General features: G+C 43.9%; 22 protein-coding genes. 11 read left to right on the top strand and 11 right to left on the bottom strand.

What is annotated here, in order from left to right; genetic code table 11:
* Positions 1–734 precede the first annotated feature (734 nt).
* The 11 genes from AYJ55_RS18930 to AYJ55_RS18885 all read left to right on the top strand — a co-directional run bounded on the left by AYJ55_RS18930 (position 735) and on the right by AYJ55_RS18885 (position 8025).
* Positions 735–1067, top strand: a complete 333-nt coding sequence (locus AYJ55_RS18930; RefSeq protein WP_162505733.1) for a hypothetical protein — start codon at positions 735–737, stop codon at positions 1065–1067.
* Between the two features lie 380 nt (positions 1068–1447).
* The gene (locus tag AYJ55_RS18925) at positions 1448–1645 is read left to right on the top strand and encodes a hypothetical protein (RefSeq protein ID WP_063657596.1); all 198 of its coding nucleotides are present in this window, start codon (positions 1448–1450) and stop codon (positions 1643–1645) included.
* Positions 1642–1926, top strand: a complete 285-nt coding sequence (locus tag AYJ55_RS18920) for a replication/maintenance protein RepL (RefSeq protein ID WP_063657595.1) — start codon at positions 1642–1644, stop codon at positions 1924–1926. Before AYJ55_RS18925 ends, AYJ55_RS18920 begins: the two co-directional genes overlap by 4 nt.
* A 208-nt stretch (positions 1927–2134) precedes the next feature.
* A complete protein-coding gene (locus tag AYJ55_RS18915) occupies positions 2135–2317 on the top strand; it encodes a hypothetical protein (protein ID WP_063657594.1) in 183 nt (60 codons plus the stop codon).
* 491 nt (positions 2318–2808) lie between these two features.
* Complete coding sequence (locus AYJ55_RS18910) at positions 2809–3165, top strand: hypothetical protein (protein WP_063657593.1); 357 nt, start codon at positions 2809–2811, stop codon at positions 3163–3165.
* Positions 3159–3317 carry a hypothetical protein gene (locus AYJ55_RS31095; RefSeq protein WP_187153325.1) on the top strand — a complete coding sequence of 53 codons (159 nt, stop codon included), beginning with the start codon at positions 3159–3161 and terminating at the stop codon, positions 3315–3317. The genes AYJ55_RS18910 and AYJ55_RS31095 overlap by 7 nt, the downstream gene beginning before the upstream one ends.
* Before the next feature lie 220 nt (positions 3318–3537).
* Complete coding sequence (locus tag AYJ55_RS18905; protein WP_063657592.1) at positions 3538–4578, top strand: hypothetical protein; 1041 nt, start codon at positions 3538–3540, stop codon at positions 4576–4578.
* 2 nt (positions 4579–4580) lie between these two features.
* On the top strand, positions 4581–5135 hold the full coding sequence (locus AYJ55_RS18900) for a PD-(D/E)XK nuclease-like domain-containing protein (RefSeq protein ID WP_074168169.1): 555 nt from the start codon (positions 4581–4583) through the stop codon (positions 5133–5135).
* The gene (locus tag AYJ55_RS18895) at positions 5132–6307 is read left to right on the top strand and encodes a recombinase RecT (RefSeq protein ID WP_063657590.1); all 1176 of its coding nucleotides are present in this window, start codon (positions 5132–5134) and stop codon (positions 6305–6307) included. Before AYJ55_RS18900 ends, AYJ55_RS18895 begins: the two co-directional genes overlap by 4 nt.
* A gap of 111 nt (positions 6308–6418) precedes the next feature.
* The gene (locus tag AYJ55_RS18890) at positions 6419–7456 is read left to right on the top strand and encodes an Rpn family recombination-promoting nuclease/putative transposase (protein ID WP_063657589.1); all 1038 of its coding nucleotides are present in this window, start codon (positions 6419–6421) and stop codon (positions 7454–7456) included.
* Positions 7457–7650: 194 nt separating this feature from the next.
* Positions 7651–8025, top strand: a complete 375-nt coding sequence (locus AYJ55_RS18885) for a ProQ/FINO family protein (protein ID WP_063657588.1) — start codon at positions 7651–7653, stop codon at positions 8023–8025.
* A gap of 19 nt (positions 8026–8044) precedes the next feature.
* Here the strand turns inward: AYJ55_RS18885 and AYJ55_RS18880 are convergent, their stop codons facing one another.
* The 11 genes from AYJ55_RS18880 to AYJ55_RS18835 form a co-directional block, all read right to left on the bottom strand.
* Positions 8045–8602, bottom strand: coding sequence for a tail fiber assembly protein (locus AYJ55_RS18880; RefSeq protein ID WP_063657587.1), 558 nt, complete (start codon positions 8600–8602; stop codon positions 8045–8047).
* Between the two features lie 10 nt (positions 8603–8612).
* Complete coding sequence (locus AYJ55_RS29795; RefSeq protein ID WP_162505732.1) at positions 8613–9917, bottom strand: phage tail protein; 1305 nt, start codon at positions 9915–9917, stop codon at positions 8613–8615.
* Positions 9918–9946: 29 nt separating this feature from the next.
* Complete coding sequence (locus tag AYJ55_RS18870) at positions 9947–10594, bottom strand: baseplate wedge 1 family protein (RefSeq protein WP_063657586.1); 648 nt, start codon at positions 10592–10594, stop codon at positions 9947–9949.
* Positions 10591–11820, bottom strand: coding sequence for a baseplate J/gp47 family protein (locus tag AYJ55_RS18865; RefSeq protein WP_063657585.1), 1230 nt, complete (start codon positions 11818–11820; stop codon positions 10591–10593). The genes AYJ55_RS18870 and AYJ55_RS18865 overlap by 4 nt, the downstream gene beginning before the upstream one ends.
* The gene (locus AYJ55_RS18860) at positions 11817–12173 is read right to left on the bottom strand and encodes a contractile injection system sheath initiator (RefSeq protein ID WP_063656260.1); all 357 of its coding nucleotides are present in this window, start codon (positions 12171–12173) and stop codon (positions 11817–11819) included. Before AYJ55_RS18860 ends, AYJ55_RS18865 begins: the two co-directional genes overlap by 4 nt.
* Positions 12174–12308: 135 nt before the next feature.
* Positions 12309–12620 (bottom strand): hypothetical protein, encoded by a 312-nt coding sequence (locus AYJ55_RS33700; RefSeq protein WP_245677453.1) that lies wholly within the window; start codon positions 12618–12620, stop codon positions 12309–12311.
* The gene (locus tag AYJ55_RS33695; protein ID WP_245677452.1) at positions 12577–12876 is read right to left on the bottom strand and encodes a hypothetical protein; all 300 of its coding nucleotides are present in this window, start codon (positions 12874–12876) and stop codon (positions 12577–12579) included. Before AYJ55_RS33695 ends, AYJ55_RS33700 begins: the two co-directional genes overlap by 44 nt.
* 119 nt (positions 12877–12995) lie before the next feature.
* Positions 12996–13715 (bottom strand): hypothetical protein, encoded by a 720-nt coding sequence (locus AYJ55_RS18850; protein ID WP_063657584.1) that lies wholly within the window; start codon positions 13713–13715, stop codon positions 12996–12998.
* Positions 13693–13893 (bottom strand): phage baseplate plug family protein, encoded by a 201-nt coding sequence (locus tag AYJ55_RS36360; protein WP_425393827.1) that lies wholly within the window; start codon positions 13891–13893, stop codon positions 13693–13695. Before AYJ55_RS36360 ends, AYJ55_RS18850 begins: the two co-directional genes overlap by 23 nt.
* 106 nt (positions 13894–13999) lie before the next feature.
* Complete coding sequence (locus AYJ55_RS18840; RefSeq protein ID WP_063657583.1) at positions 14000–14815, bottom strand: hypothetical protein; 816 nt, start codon at positions 14813–14815, stop codon at positions 14000–14002.
* On the bottom strand, positions 14815–15199 hold a 385-nt coding region (locus AYJ55_RS18835; protein WP_162505731.1), incomplete at its 5' end, for a lytic transglycosylase domain-containing protein. The genes AYJ55_RS18835 and AYJ55_RS18840, both read right to left, overlap by 1 nt.

The raw sequence follows: 15199 nt of genomic DNA, 5'->3' as shown, positions 1-15199 counted from the left end.
CAAAATAAGAGCTTAGTATTTTTTGTTTTTATTTTCTAAGTTAATAACTTTACATAAAGTAATTATTTTATTAATCAATAACTTAATTTATTATTGCTAATTTTTTTCATTAGTAAAGGTTTTAAAATTTTATTCTTTTTTACTTACTATATTTACTTTTATAACCGAAATTAACTATCAACTTCCTACAAAAAGCGGTAATTTGGGAAATTAAATATAATAAAATCAACATGATTTGATTATTATTCTCCCCATGAAATAAATTCGCTTGGTTTTATACCCAAGCACTACATAGTTTTTCTACATTTTTAAAATGTAGCTGCTTCCTTTCTTTATTGCAGCAAAAGCACTTGGTGTTACTCCTGATTTTTCATATAAATCTTTATTGGTCTGAACCCCTGACTTTGCTTTTTAATTGTAAAATAGCCTTTGACCAATTCATTATATGCTCCAACGATTATTTTTTATGGTATAACATAAAAAAATGATTGACTAAAGTCAATCTTAATATTATCGTTTATGTTAATTTAATTTGTAGAAAGACGCTGATTGAAAGAGGTACGAACGTCAATCAACCAGCTAACCAAAACTAAGATGACTAGGGTTGAGCTATGCGAAATAGTACCTTCCGTGTGCGCGTAATTGAAGCGCAAAATCAATCATCGAGTTATTCGTTCGAACCTCACGCAATTTAACCCGTCGTCAGCGGTGCCGAATTCTCCAGCGAGTTGGGGATGCGGCATGAATACTTCAAAGCAACCATCATCACTAACGTTGACCACGAGAAGGGTAAGACAACAAATTTCATCTATCTTTCCTCTGAGATGAAAATAGCTGCCAAGAAATTGGCTTCTCAACATATCTTTGAGACTGACGGCGCAAATTGCTGTTTTCACAATCGCCCAGATTGGAAGAAATTAGTATTTTGTGATTTTCGCGTGACTGTGTTCGCTTTAATTTCCGGTTATCTTCCGCTTCCTCGGCCCGTTCGCTCGCGTTGCTCGGTCACTTGGCTGTGGCGAGCGGTGGGTGTTTTAATTTTAAGGATTTTTTGGATTATTTATTAATTTTCTTTCTAAGTTTAGCTTGCGAGCACCGAACAGCGGCGACGAGGAAGCGGAAGTTAGTTTGTAGCTATTGAGTTGTCTGCATCGTACGGAAAAAAACACAATTATAATATAAGATAAGAGCAATTTTGGTATTTAATATTAAATATCATATAGTTAATTAATTTTATTTTACTCTATTTGAGTATAAGTATTCTTTATATCAAGTAAAAGTGTTAATCATATAAAGTAAATGTATTACTTATATTAAGTAGAACTAATTACTTATTTTACTTGAATTATCATATTATCTTTACTCAAAAAAAGTAATATTATACTTGACATTTATTATTTTATTACTTAAATTTGAGTAATAAAATGAGTTTTTGGAGAGTAAAGGGTTGTCTAAAACTGTATTTAGAAGCGAAAAAAGTATAGTTGATACAGAAACTGGAGAGATAAAACGTCTTGAATCTATCAATACGGTTCGTCTTCCAGAAGAACCTCCGTATGTAAAACTATATCTAGACGATTTAGTTCGTATAAATGATCTTCCAAAGAGCACATCTAAAATACTTTATCAATTTGTTAGAAAATGAATTATGACGGTCAAATTATTTTGAACGCTGCTGTTAAAAGAATGATTGCATCATTAATTAATGTAAAAGAGCAATCTATTTCAAACTCAATAACTTGTCTTATACAAAAAGATATTATGCAGCGAATAGATACAGGTATTTATGTACTTAATCCCACTTTGTTTGCAAAAGGGGCATGGGGAGATGTACGTAAATTAAGAGAAAAATATCTTGAATTAAAAGTTACTTATACTCCAGAAGGAAAAAGAATTTTAGCATCAAACTTAAAAGATTCAATTTAAATTAACACTGACTACAGGAAGGTCTAAGTTCCCGTAGCCAGCTAACCCTAAACCTAGGTTAAGTAGGAGTAAGGCTAATGAAAAAGTCTACCTTCCGCGTGCGCGTAATTGAAGCGCAAAATCAAATCATCGAGTTATTCGTTCGAACCTCACGCAATTTAACCCGTCGTCAGCGTGCCCGAATTCTCCAGCGAGTTGGGGGTGCGGCATGAAATACTTCAAAGCAACCATCATCACTAACGTTGACCACGAGAAGGGTAAGACAACAAATTTCATCTATCTTTCCTCTGAGACGAAAATAGCTGCCAAGAAATTGGCCTCTCAACATATCTTTGAGACTGACGGCGCAAACTGCTGTTTTTACAAATCGCCCAGATTTGGAAGAAATTAGTATTTTGTGATTTTCGCGTGACTGTGTTCCCTTTAATTTCCGGTTATCTTCCGCTTCCTCGCCCGTTCGCTCGCGTTGCTCGGTCACTTGGCTGTGGCGAGCGGTGGGCGTTAAATTTTAAAAAGATTTTTTGGTTTTTTTTAAAGAAAATCCGGTTTTTCCTTAACTCAGTCCGCTCACCGCAGGAGACGTTGAGGCGGAGCGCAGCTTGCGAGCACCGAACACCGGCGACGAGGAAGCGGAAGTTAACCTGTAATAACAGAATAAGAGGTTATTTTATGGTAAAGATATATATATCAATGAGTTAAATTATTTAAATGCCTCATTTTAATGAGGCATATATGTCTCATTAACTACGTTACATAATGATTTGACTTTAATCAAAAATTGATTTTTATTTTAATTAAATGATTGACGGTTAATCATATTATGATAAACTAATTATCAATAACGATACATATATGTATCTTTCTAATTAGGGTTTGATTCTGATGACAGAAGAAGAATTGGAAATAAGTACACTACGTCAAAAGCTAGCAAAACTGACAGATATATTGGAAGCAGAAAGAGCTATCAAACGTATTCCAAAAAATTTGGATTTTGTACAGGTATCAAGACCTGAACTTAGAGCTATAGCTGAACTTGGCAAAAAAAATTCAGTAGCTTTAGATGTATTAATGATTTTTGTTCAAACAATGGATAAGCAAAATGCGGTAATGATGTCATTTAAGGCAATGGAATCTATTTTAGGAAAATCTAGACCAACATTAGATCGGGCGATTAGAATTTTAAAAAAGACAAATGGATTCAAGTCATTAAAGTCGGTACAGCAAACGCTTATGTGTTAAATAAAGAAGTTTTTTGGACATCTAGCGGAAACAGTAAAATATTGGCTTCTTTTTCAGCTCAAGTCGTTACAACTCTGGATGAACAAGATAAAGATTTAAGAAAATCAAAAAGTGTAAAATTAAAGAAAATACCAATACTAACTTCAGATTAATATTAATAATCACAGTGTGAATGGAATGCTAGTCCAATCACACTGCTAATCCAAAACCTAACAACGGTAGGAGTCGGACTATGCGAAATAGTACGCATATTGCACGCATAATGAAAGCGTGCAACATATCAATCGAGCAGCTTTTGGACTTTGCTCATTCTTCAAAATACCTTACCAATCGTCAGCGTGCCCGAATTCTCCAGCGAGTTGGGGGTGCGGCATGAAATACTTCAAAGCAACCATCATCACTAACGTTGACCACGAGAAGGGTAAGACAACAAATTTCATCTATCTTTCCTCTGAGACGAAAATAGCTGCCAAGAAATTGGCCTCTCAACATATCTTTAAAACGGACGGCGCAAACTGCTGTTTTTACAAATCGCCCAGATTGGAAGAAATTAGCGTTGAAGAGTATCTCGCTAATACCGAAAAACAGACGGATATTATCGAAAAACAGGGCATAGACCAGTTTTGCGCTTTACTCACGATATTTGGGGTTCAGGAAGAATACGACGAAGGCGAGATTCGCGATGCGGAGGATTTGTTGGCCAATCCATCAGAAGAGCCAGAGATTTTTGAGCAATACACCGAACTTCGTGAATTGTTGTCCGTGAAAATACAGGAAGCAGACAAAACTATCTCTTTAAGCGAAATCAAGGGAATAGCGATTCATCTTTTTGAGTGTGGAAAATATAATCAGTTATTAACGCAATCAACAGAGTTATCCACTAAATCTGTCGTTATGTCTGTGGAAAACGTGGGAGAAGCGGAAAAAAGCGAGGCGAATATAGTACCTGAAGAATTGGTTAATAATTACACAGAAGGGCAACAATTAATTAACTCAAAAGTCACAAACATAGACGACAACTCTATCTTCTCTGCTTTTCCTCCCGTTAACGGAAAAATCATGAGCGGTGAAAATATCACGCTTGAGATGTTGAACGGCTGTGTGGATGCGTTGAAACCCACAGAGAGCTTGATTGTTCGCCGTTTGTCAAATAGCACCTATCACGCGGCAAACGGTTATTCGAGTACGCAAATTAGGTTGGTGCAAAAGGCAGAGACAATAGCTGTGCTGGATTGGGACAAGGACGCACCCGTTCAGGAAGGAAAAACAAGAGCGTTTTTGATTGGTGATGCGGTACATACGGCTATTCTTGAGCCGGAGAAATTTCCGCTAAGATATGTTTCTGCACCTGAGCTGGATTTGCGTACAAAGGATGGCAAAAAAACGCTATCCGATTTTGAGAAAAAAATCTAACATTGGCAAGGGTTGTTTTAAAAAAGGAGGAATTTGAGGCAATCCAATTGATGCGTGATTCTGCGCTGGCTTACCCAATGGTTGAAGAGCTACTCGAAAACGGCGAACCAGAGGTTTCAATTTTCTATCGCACGGAAAAGGGGACGCTATTGAAAATTCGTCCTGATTTGTTGGGAATCTATTCAGATAAGCCTTTCTTGTTGGATGTGAAAACGACTGACAATTTTCAAGGTTTTGGGAAATCTGTTGATGAGTTTGGTTATCACATACAAGCGGAATTTTACCGTCTGATTGCTAATCAGGTATTTGGTCAAGCGATAGCTTTCACTTTCTGTGCAATTGGCAAAAACCCAGCTTATGGGCGTTTTCCTGTGAAACTTTGTGAACCCGACGACGAAGATAGCGAGCAGGGCGTATACGAAGTAAATCGTGTGATTGATATGCTAGAAAGCGTCATAGAAACCTACCCAATAGTCAAAATATCCCGTCCTTTCTGGGCAAAACAGGCGGATAGAAAACGCAGAGAAGCTTTGATGATGGAAGAGGGTGTAGCATGAATACCGGACTGGAAACCATGAACAACGTCTATGCCAATTTGCAATCGGTCATTACGCAGCAAGGCATAGCAGCCCTGTTACCTGCTCAGGTTACGCCTGAGCAGTTCACCCGAACCGCCGCAACCGCATTGATTGAAAATGCGGATTTGCAAAAAGCCGATAAGCAATCACTGGTGCTGGCCTTAACCCGTTGCGCCAAAGACGGACTTATGCCTGACGGACGAGAAGCTGCTCTGATTGTCCGTAGTACCAAAGTCAATAATCAATTTGTGAAAAAAGCCGTCTACATGCCGATGGTGGACGGTGTTATGAAACGTGCCCGTCAATCCGGTCAGGTAGCCAATATCATTGCAAAGGTTGTCTATTCACAAGATGAGTTTGAATATGTGATTGATGAAAACGGCGAGCATTTAACCCACCGTCCAGCGTTTTTTGATGGTGATGAGGTAGTAAAAGTCTATGCCTTCGCCAAACTCAATAGCGGTGAACTGGTTGTTGAAGTGATGAGTCGCGCTGACGTGGAAAAGATACGCGATACAGTGAAAAGCGCAAAAGACTACACAAGCCCTTGGGTGAAGTGGTTCGACAGAATGGCACTCAAGACAGTGATTCATCGCCTCGCTAGACGGCTTCCTTGCGCCTCTGAACTATTTTCGATGTTTGGGGTATACGAAGATGCAAATTCAACAGAAAAACCGCTCAGAATGGCTCCTACTTCGTTTAAACGGCTATCGATGAGGGATATTATCCGTGAGCGAAACGAAAAACTACGTCAAAAAGAAGAAACGGCGACAGATGTACAACCAGCAACTAATCCAAAATTGGACGCCGTATTAATCGCCCTCGACGATGCCACCGACGAAAAAAACCTTGCTGAAATCGTTGAGCATTGTACCCTGTTGTCCGCTGAGTTGTCTGAGGACGAAAAAATACAGCTTCGTGAAAAGATTAAGACTAGCAAAAAGCGGTTAATTCCAACCAACAAAGATAGCAATGTTTGGATGGCAAGACTGGCAAACGGTACGGGTGACGCTTGGCGATTTCGAGATGGTGAAATAGTCCACGGATTTTTCGAGGCTGAGAAAAAAGCCAAAGAGGTGGGCGCAGTATTGGAAAACCGAGTCCTTACCGATTTAGTCCGAGTCATTAAAGTAAAAATGCCCCTGAGGTAAATAGGGGCGTTATTGCTAAAGCTGGATTATGATGTCTTAAATGTAATGATTAATATAGCGGGTTTGTTTGCCATAATTCAATCTGACGCGAGCAATTATTGAAGATATCCGATGAGTAAAAAATTCACCCCAACGCCCCATGATGCGGTATTTAAGCAGTTTTTAAGTGAAAAAGAGACCGCTAAAGATTTCTTTGATATCTGGCTACCGGATGAGATTAAGGCACTGTGTGACTTAGATAGCCTCAAAGTGGAATCTGGCTCATTTGTTGATAGTGAGATGAAAAACTACCAGAGTGATATCCTGTATTCTGTCAAAACAGAAAAGGGACAAGGTTATCTCTATCTGCTGATTGAACACCAATCAACCCCTGACAAGCTCATGGCATGGCGACTCATGCGCTACAGTATGGCTGCCATGCAAAAGCATTTAGAGGCTGGTCATAAAGAGTTGCCGCTGGTTTTTCCCATCCTGTTTTATTGCGGTGAGAAAAGCCCTCATCCGTATAGTACAGACTGGCTAGACTGCTTTAGTGGCAGAGATATTGCCGAAAAGATATACACCAAACCGTTTAAGCTAGTCGATGTCACCACGCTTGATGACGGTGAGATTATGCAACATAAGCGAATGGCGTTATTGGAGCTTATCCAAAAACACATTCGAAGACGGGATATGGCCGAGCTACTGAATAGTATTGTTAAACTGTTGTCGTATAATTATTATACTGATAATCAAGTTATTACTATGTTTAACTATCTAATCCAAGAAGGCAATGCTGAGCAACCAGCAAAGTTAATCAAAGAGATAGCCAGACAGACAGAGAAACATGAGGGGGCATTGATGAATATTGCACAAGGTATACGAGAAGAAGGCATACAACAAGGCATACAACAAGGTATGCAACAAGGCATACAACAAGGCATACAACAAGGTATGCAACAAGGCATACAACAAGGTATGCAACAAGGCATACAACAAGGTATGCAACAAGGCATACAACAAGGTATGCAACAAGGGAAAGTTGAGGGCGAAAAACAGGCTTCCATGAAGATAGCGCGCCAAATGCTCGAAAGTGGCATGGATAGACAATCGGTGATGAAATTTACGAGCTTAAATGATACTGAAATGAGCAACCTGTTTAAAGATTAAACCATGACAGAACGCCAAAATTTAAGCCTTAATCGTCCTAGAAAGCTTTCATCGGAAGAACATCACAAAAGTGACCTTGCTTACCGTAAAAAGGTCTGGGTAAAGGCTGCGTCAAAAAAACAGAAAAAAAACCTCATCCTTCGAAAGCCGTAAAACAGCAGCCCAAGCAGACGGTTGTTAAACCCAAACAGGAAGTGAAGGTTAAAACACCTAAATCACCCACACCGTCTAAAAAGCGATTACCGTTAAATGAGGCAATTTCACAAATTAGCACGTTTTGGCCTTATCTTTTCCCTGATGGCAAGCTGTGCCCAATGAAAATTGGCATCCAGCAGGATATGTGGCAAGAGGTGAAGGAAAAGGGCTTACCGATAGCGAGAAGGCGTTTAAGAGCCTGTTTGGGTAGTGTTGGTCATCACGCCGATTATCGCGCACTTATCCAGTTAGGCGCATTTCGTTATGACAAATCCGGTCAGATAGTTGGCGAGGTCACCCAAGCGGATGTTGAGGATAATTTGCAACGTTTAGCACGGCGAAATAAATCAACCAATTCTTTTCTGTCATGCTGATTTGGCGTTGGAAAGCTACTCAATCCGGTTTTTTCGGCCAGTCAATATCGGGTGCAGTTGAAACATCCGTACGGTTCACAAAAACCCGATATTTTTTCCAGGCTATCAGTCGTTTTTTCTCGTCTTCGGTGGCCATTTCTAAATCGACTGCATCTTGAAGGGGTGCAATTTCACGAGTGGCATCATATAATTTTTGTTGTTTGATGCCTTCTAATTTTTGTCTTTCTGCTAATTTTTCAGCTTCTGCATCCTTGACCCACTTTTCACCATCCCAAACATCATATTCGCTTTGAGGGGCTAATGATGTTAAATATTCCGGTACCTTACCTAATTTTTCAAGGGTGACAGATTGACGGCTTTTCGTATCAAACAAAACCAAACCGCGATGATCTTCCTGATATTCCCATTCCTGATTTTGTTCATTAAAAACAACAGCGAAACCTTCCTTTTTGTCAATTGGTTTTTTCTCAGTATGAAAAGGCAGTATGTCATGAGTTTCATCCGTGTAAGCATCGCAAGGACCCAGCAACTCATGTGTATCACTCGTGTAGGTATAGGCTTTAAAAATTCTAAACATTTTTGATTCCTTAACTGATTCTGTACCAGCCCATTAGCGTAATAAAAGCATTCGTTATATTAATTTCGCTACTACTTCCCGTCTTTCCCGTTGTACCTGAAACAGAATGGGTGTGTGCACCGATAGTAACAGTATGTGAGTGGTTCCCCGCTTGTGATGTATTTTGAGCCCTTGGTTTCCATTGATTAGGATTACCGTCATCGCCTCTTGCATTCCATGGGTCACGTACAACGCCTGCAAAATTATGTGCATGATTACCCGTTGCATTCGTATTTTTAGTACCATAATCATAGCTACTGGTTGTTGCTGAAAAAGTGTGCCCGTGAGCGGGTAATTGGGCTTCTGTCAGCTTAATAGCATCAGCGCCTCCGGTAGTGAATACATTAGAACCATCTGCTTTTGCTAAACGAATGGTTTTATTTTCACCAATGTATTGCCATTTTGTATTTGGAAATAAGGTATTGGGATTTTTATTTTGAGCAAACCAGACAACAATCCCTACCGGATAAATTCCGTCAATACTTACGGTTTTCGCCAAGTCATAAGCGGCTTTGACGGCTTTGGGTGTGGCGGCCAGCGTTTCATCATTGCTGTCAGTGGCGCTACTTAACCGTGTGAGACCGTGTTGAGTGAGCGACGCAACGAGGATAGCAAAAATAATCTGTGAACCATCGCAACGGATAACATTTCTGCCACTGGGCAGTACAACACCAGTCCCTGACAGGGGTTTACAGGTCAGGGTGAAATTCCCCTGACAGTGATTGGTGACAGTCCAGTTTCTTATCCATGGCGGGAAAATTACGGTGGTATCAGCAATAAGATTGCCACTGAAGACCAGTTCTTCTTTTGCGGCCTGTAAGGTAGTCAAGGTTATCGTGCCGGTTTCCAGTCCGGTTATACTGGTGATGCCGTAACTATTCACGGGTACCCACCCTGTTGCGGAGGCATCCAACACTTCCGGATTGGTCGTATTCCCGTCTATTGTATTTAGCCAAAAACCGTCATTCGTGGAATTGGGCACTTTCGCCCCCGCCGGATAACCACCAATCGCCGTGGCAAAATCGGCATCAAAAGGGTAACCCGCGCCCGCATTATGCCAACGATAGCCGGTGTATAGTTCGTTAAGTGCCTGATTCATGTCACGGCCATCAGGGGGCAAGCCGCCTGCGGCTTTAATCGTCATGGTAATGGGGGGAAAACCGGCATCATAAGAAGCCTGATTACTGCCGGTTGGCGTTTTCGCCGTTAAATCACGCCGTGAACCATTCGCCCCAAAGGGCACCGGTTTACGAGCGGGCAAGTCTGTTTTTTTCATAAAATACTCCAAAAAATTCTACTGGATGATTAACGTCCCGCCGTAAAAAACGTCCCCTCATTAAACGGATAGGCATCCTCGGCAAAGCCAAAGTAGGGGGCGACGACCTGATTGATATTCATCAGTACCCCAGAAGGTAACGGGGTGACCTCGCTGTTTCTCAATACTGACAATTCAAAGGGTTCTAGGGGAAAGGCGGTGGTAATACCAATAGTCATGTCACGATAATTCACACAAAACGCCTCGCCACGTTCCTTAAACAGAAAACGTAAGAAGCGATTGATTTCAGGAATAGTCGCAATACTGATGTTAGAAAACGCCTTGCTGAGTATCAGGCTTCGATAAGCGTTGTCCGCTAGCCGGATTTTTCTGGTTTCCTGCACACCCGCGTAATAAGGGGCATCACTGAACGGGGTGGGATAATCCGCTTTTCCTTCGTCTGCCTGCGCAAACCCAAACGCGCTGTTATCGACTTCCGCCGTGATGTAACGTGAAATGTTGACGATTTTCCCCCACATATCCAGACCAAAGCGGTTGCAGGTGGTGATATCCCACACTTCATCAAGAAACCGGTCAGTAAAATCCTCCAGACTCACCGCCTGCTCGAATGTTGCGATGACAGACAGCAATTTCTGGCTGGCACTGTACTGGTTTAGCACCGTTTTTTGCCAACTCATTTTAACTCCACGTGAATGTTATCGGCTTGCAAAACGGGGACTTGCGCCACGCCTGGTGTTAACGCAGACAGCCAGTTTTTGCCGTCTTGGGATATCATTACTGATACGACACTCACCGAATAAGGCTCAATCGCAATAATCGGCGCGTAGTATTTACCCACATTCAGGGTTGCCCCTATACCCGCACGTTGAATGCCTTCTACCTCGCCATTAAACACGCGAATAACTGTTTTTTTAACTTGCCCGGTAATGTCACAGGGAGGATTGAGACTTTTATCAATGTTGACGGAAAAATAGACGCTTAATGGGGTGGCTCGCTGCCACTGCATCACATATTGCGGGTAAGGCGGCGAGTAGTTCTCTTTATCATAAACAGTAAAGGTGGTATCCCCATTCATGTCCGCGCCAGGATTGTAATACTGGAAGATCGTCTCGGCGATATCGGTATCGTTGCCACCATTCACACAAATAAAAACGGAATGCGGTTTAACCGGATAAAGAGTCGTGCCGATAGTGACCGTCTCCCTTGTTCGGTTTGACCAGACATACGCATCCGTCACACCTTGGGTTTCCAGTAGGGCCGCTTTCATCGCACCATCGGTATTACGACCGTTGCGCGCCACTGATTGGCGGCGGCGTGTTTCAAAGGCAATGCGGGATTCTACCTGTGACCCGACACGGGCCGGTGTGTCATTGGTGATGGCGTCCCACCCTGAAACAGAGCTAAAAATTTGCGTTAATTCCCCCGTGGCGCAGGCGATGGGGCCATGCGTCGTGTTCTGGAAGGGGATTTTTACCGTGCCGCTGGCAGGGATGGTTGCTTCGCTCACTGAACGCCACAAATAACCGGCCTTATCCTGGGCGGTACTGCCTGCTGGGATACGGGTGCCGACTTTGCCCGTGCAGGTGGCCATGACAACGCTACCCTGACCAGGAATACGATTGAGAAAATAGATGCGCCCTATTCCATCCTGAAAGCGCCCGCTCGCAAAATCGGGGTTAATCTGGTTGAACAGGCATAATAATTTGTCGTAGACCTGCGCCAGTATTTCGGTCTCACTCTGGGCTATCTGTCCTTGGGGGGCGCTCAGTGATTGACTGGCATGGCCGCCCAATATGCCGACAAAATCCGTCAGCCGTCCGGCGAGCACGTCCGCGATATCCGGCACCGACACCCCGTTTTCGGTTATCGTGACATCAGGTACCGCGGTTTTCACTGTGGTCATAATATCACCTCCAATCGGTTATTCTCGTTATCCGTGACGCGAATGACACCGCGCAGTTTCCGACTGGCCTTATCCAGCCTGACGCTTGCTATTGCCTGGTTAACAACGGGCAGTTTTTCGGCCTCAACTTGTAGTTTTTGCGCAATAAATCCGGCAGTGGGTCGTCTTCCGAGGACTTCCTCCTTCCATGGAATGCCGAGTGAACGGTCAAAATAACATTCACCCATAAATACCAGACAGGCCGAGGCCACATCCTGGGCTACCGCGGCAGGGGTGGTCACTATTGCCAAATTGCCTTCACCGTCTAGCGTTAAATCCCACGCCTTATCCAGTTTTAGGGTGCAATAGGTCATAGCGTGTGCTCCGGTTTATCCGATGTGACACGGCTGCTGCCGCTTTCTACCCCGTTCACATGATGATAATGGCTGTTGTAAGCTTCCCGCAGCGCTTTGATGCTGGCCTGTTGCGTACCGACATTATCGGTGATGTCACCCGCCGCCGTGACATTTCCGGTAAAATGCGCCTTGGGGCGTATCGAGGATCACCCCAGAAGGGGCCTTGATAGTGGCCTGCTGACAGTGGATTTCAATGTTTCCTGGACTGGTGATATTTATTCGGTTATCCGCAAATTCAATAAACTGGGTCGGTGGCATATTCAGCAGTCCACCCATGTAAATGCCGTCGGCGCGGTTGTGTCTACGGCGAGTAGACGGTAATGCGCTCTGGCGGGTTGCCCTGACACGGCGGGTATCACGGTCACAAATTAATAGGTGACCAATATCCCCCACGACCGGATTCATGATGAGGGCACTGTTCCCCCCGTTGCAGGCGAAATACCGGAATGGCGTAAATTGGGGTACTCTCCATCAGGACACCCCGCGTATCAGGATAAGCCAGCAGGGGGCGGACATCCACCACCAGATTGGGCGCTTCACCGTGTAACGCAATCACCTGAACAATTTCACAAAAAAAACAGCCGGCAAGAAGCTGACTGAAGGCATGCATAAAGGTGTTTGCATCATTACCGGATGCGTCACGGTTGTTTGTTTCTCTCATAAGCTTCAACACTCACTGCGTTACAGACACTGTGCCAGTTTCCCCCTTGCACCCAGGAAGAAAGAAAGTGTTCGACACCCGTTAACAGGTAGAGACCACTGGCACCCGGTAACGACGTATCAAGCGATACCGATCGCCCAAATGCCAGCAAGGGGCTGTACTGTGTCTGAAAGGTTAATCCATTCGCGTTGTGGATCGGATACCCTATCAAGCCATTTTCCGCCGAAATCTTCGGCATAACCGCATCCCTTGTTTTCCCAGCAGGCCAAACATGGATGATTTTTCCCACCGGTTGAAATTCCAGCCGATGAGACAGGCAAATGGCGGCTATCTGAGCAAAAAACACTGCCGGCGTAATACGGGTTGGATTCGGTTAAGCCGCCCAATAAATTGGGTTGAAACGTATAGCCGTTCTGCTGACATAACGAATCGAGTAAATCACTGACATTCACGACACCCGTGCGTGAAATCGGCGGAATGACTTTAGCACGGAGGTCACTGGCGGCCAGCGCTTGAATGACAAACGGAGATTCGGGCATCGTATTCATATTGGCATAAGCAGATCTGACGGCGCCCTCGAATATCAAAATATCCCCACTATAGATAGCTATGTCAAATTGTCGTCCATCGAGCACCAGCGAACTGTAATCTTTTGGTGACAACATCCCGATGAGTTCTAAACTTAACCCATAGAGGGCGCACTCTGCCTCAACGCCGCCGTATCCGCCGTAGCTATTGGTTCTGACAAAGGATTTAACGTTATCCAAGGTTAATTCTTCTATCTGGCCGTTGCCCGTATCCAGAGAGAACGCAAACTTAAGCGTTTTTTTGCTGTACATTTCCATCCTCGTAAAAAAGAAACCATCGACTCCCTAGACCGTGCCAACGCGGGTCTTCTTGCCCTTGGGTATCCACGAAGAATAAATCACCGGTGAAGCCGAGCCAGGCATAGCGTACAAGGCGCGTGCCATGCAGACAGGGGACGCCCTGGACAACAGGTATTCCCTTTACCGTCAAATCCAGGTAGAGGGCACTTTCATGCTGCGTCAGCCGTAAAGTACATTCCTGGCGTTAAGGGTGAGGTTGATACGTTGAGATTTTACGGGGGAAAGCATTATCGTGCTCACAATACGGCGCCTTTGATTTTTTTCCACAGCGCACCGGATTTCTGGCTGACGCTGCCACTGATACGTGAAGCCGACTGATGAACGGTGTCCATGGCACTGCGGAAGCTGCCATTCACACCGGCGGTAGCTGAAGCTCGCTGTGGTCCGATTGAATTTTTCAATGCGTCCCACGTTTTACTCAGCTCGTCCAGTGTAGACATTTTTTCACTGCCATTGACATCGATTGGGCAGGTACCATAGGGGCTACGCGCGACTAAATCCCCCGTCGGTTTATTGGCGGACTGAGGGGTATTTAATACCACTTCCATTTGTTGGATCACCTCCTGAAAGATCAGCGCTACCGTCAGTAAGGTGACCCCCGCCTGCGCACTGACCCGATAGCTATAATCCGTCAGGTCAAAACTCGCATAATTGCCCTTGGGGGTCTCAATATCGTACAAATCGGTTGTTTTGAGCATAGTGCCAATCGTTTGCAGCGTCTCATTCTGACTGATTAACGTCAGGTCAAAGAGATTCGGTATCACACTGCTAAATCCACTTAACCCCGAAATAACGACTTGGCACGTTATTCGGGTGGGTTGATAGATTTTATTGATCGACTGATACCGGCCTTTCTCGATGGGGGCGTTAATGATGCTAGCCTTGCCTGTCGGCTGAAATACCGACATACCACTGAAATTAAGGGCAACCTCGGCGGAGCCGTGTTTACGTATCACATACGCGGGATGCAGCACACTGTCAATGATGGATAACGGCGAGCCGCCTGATACCGAATTCAGTACATCCGCGAGGTTGAAATCAAAAATAGTCATCAGTACATCCCGTTATTCAGTGTCGTATTCATTCGGTGGCGTTTTGCCTGTTCTTCAATAGACTGTTGAAGCTGGTTAACCGTCTGCGGATGGGTCATCACATTCACGGTGTTAATATGAGTTGAGTGCGTCTGACGGTTATCCGTCGTTTGAGCCGCAATCGCTGCTGGCGGCGCAGAGGCTTGTTGAACGATTTGGTGGTAGTTTTCCAGTACTTTTTGGGGATAGTCGAGGGTTTCCTGCTTAAGCGGTTGGCCTTTACCAGCCAGGTAGTTATCGATGCGCCCTTGTCCGGCGTTATACGCCATCAGCGCCAGTTGGGTATCACCGTTATAGTGCCTTAACAATCGGCTTAGGTGGATTTGTCCCGCGGCATAGCTTTTT

The organism is Candidatus Arsenophonus triatominarum (assembly GCF_001640365.1).
GTDB lineage: Bacteria > Pseudomonadota > Gammaproteobacteria > Enterobacterales > Enterobacteriaceae > Arsenophonus > Arsenophonus triatominarum.
This window is presented reverse-complemented; position numbering and strand designations above follow the sequence as displayed.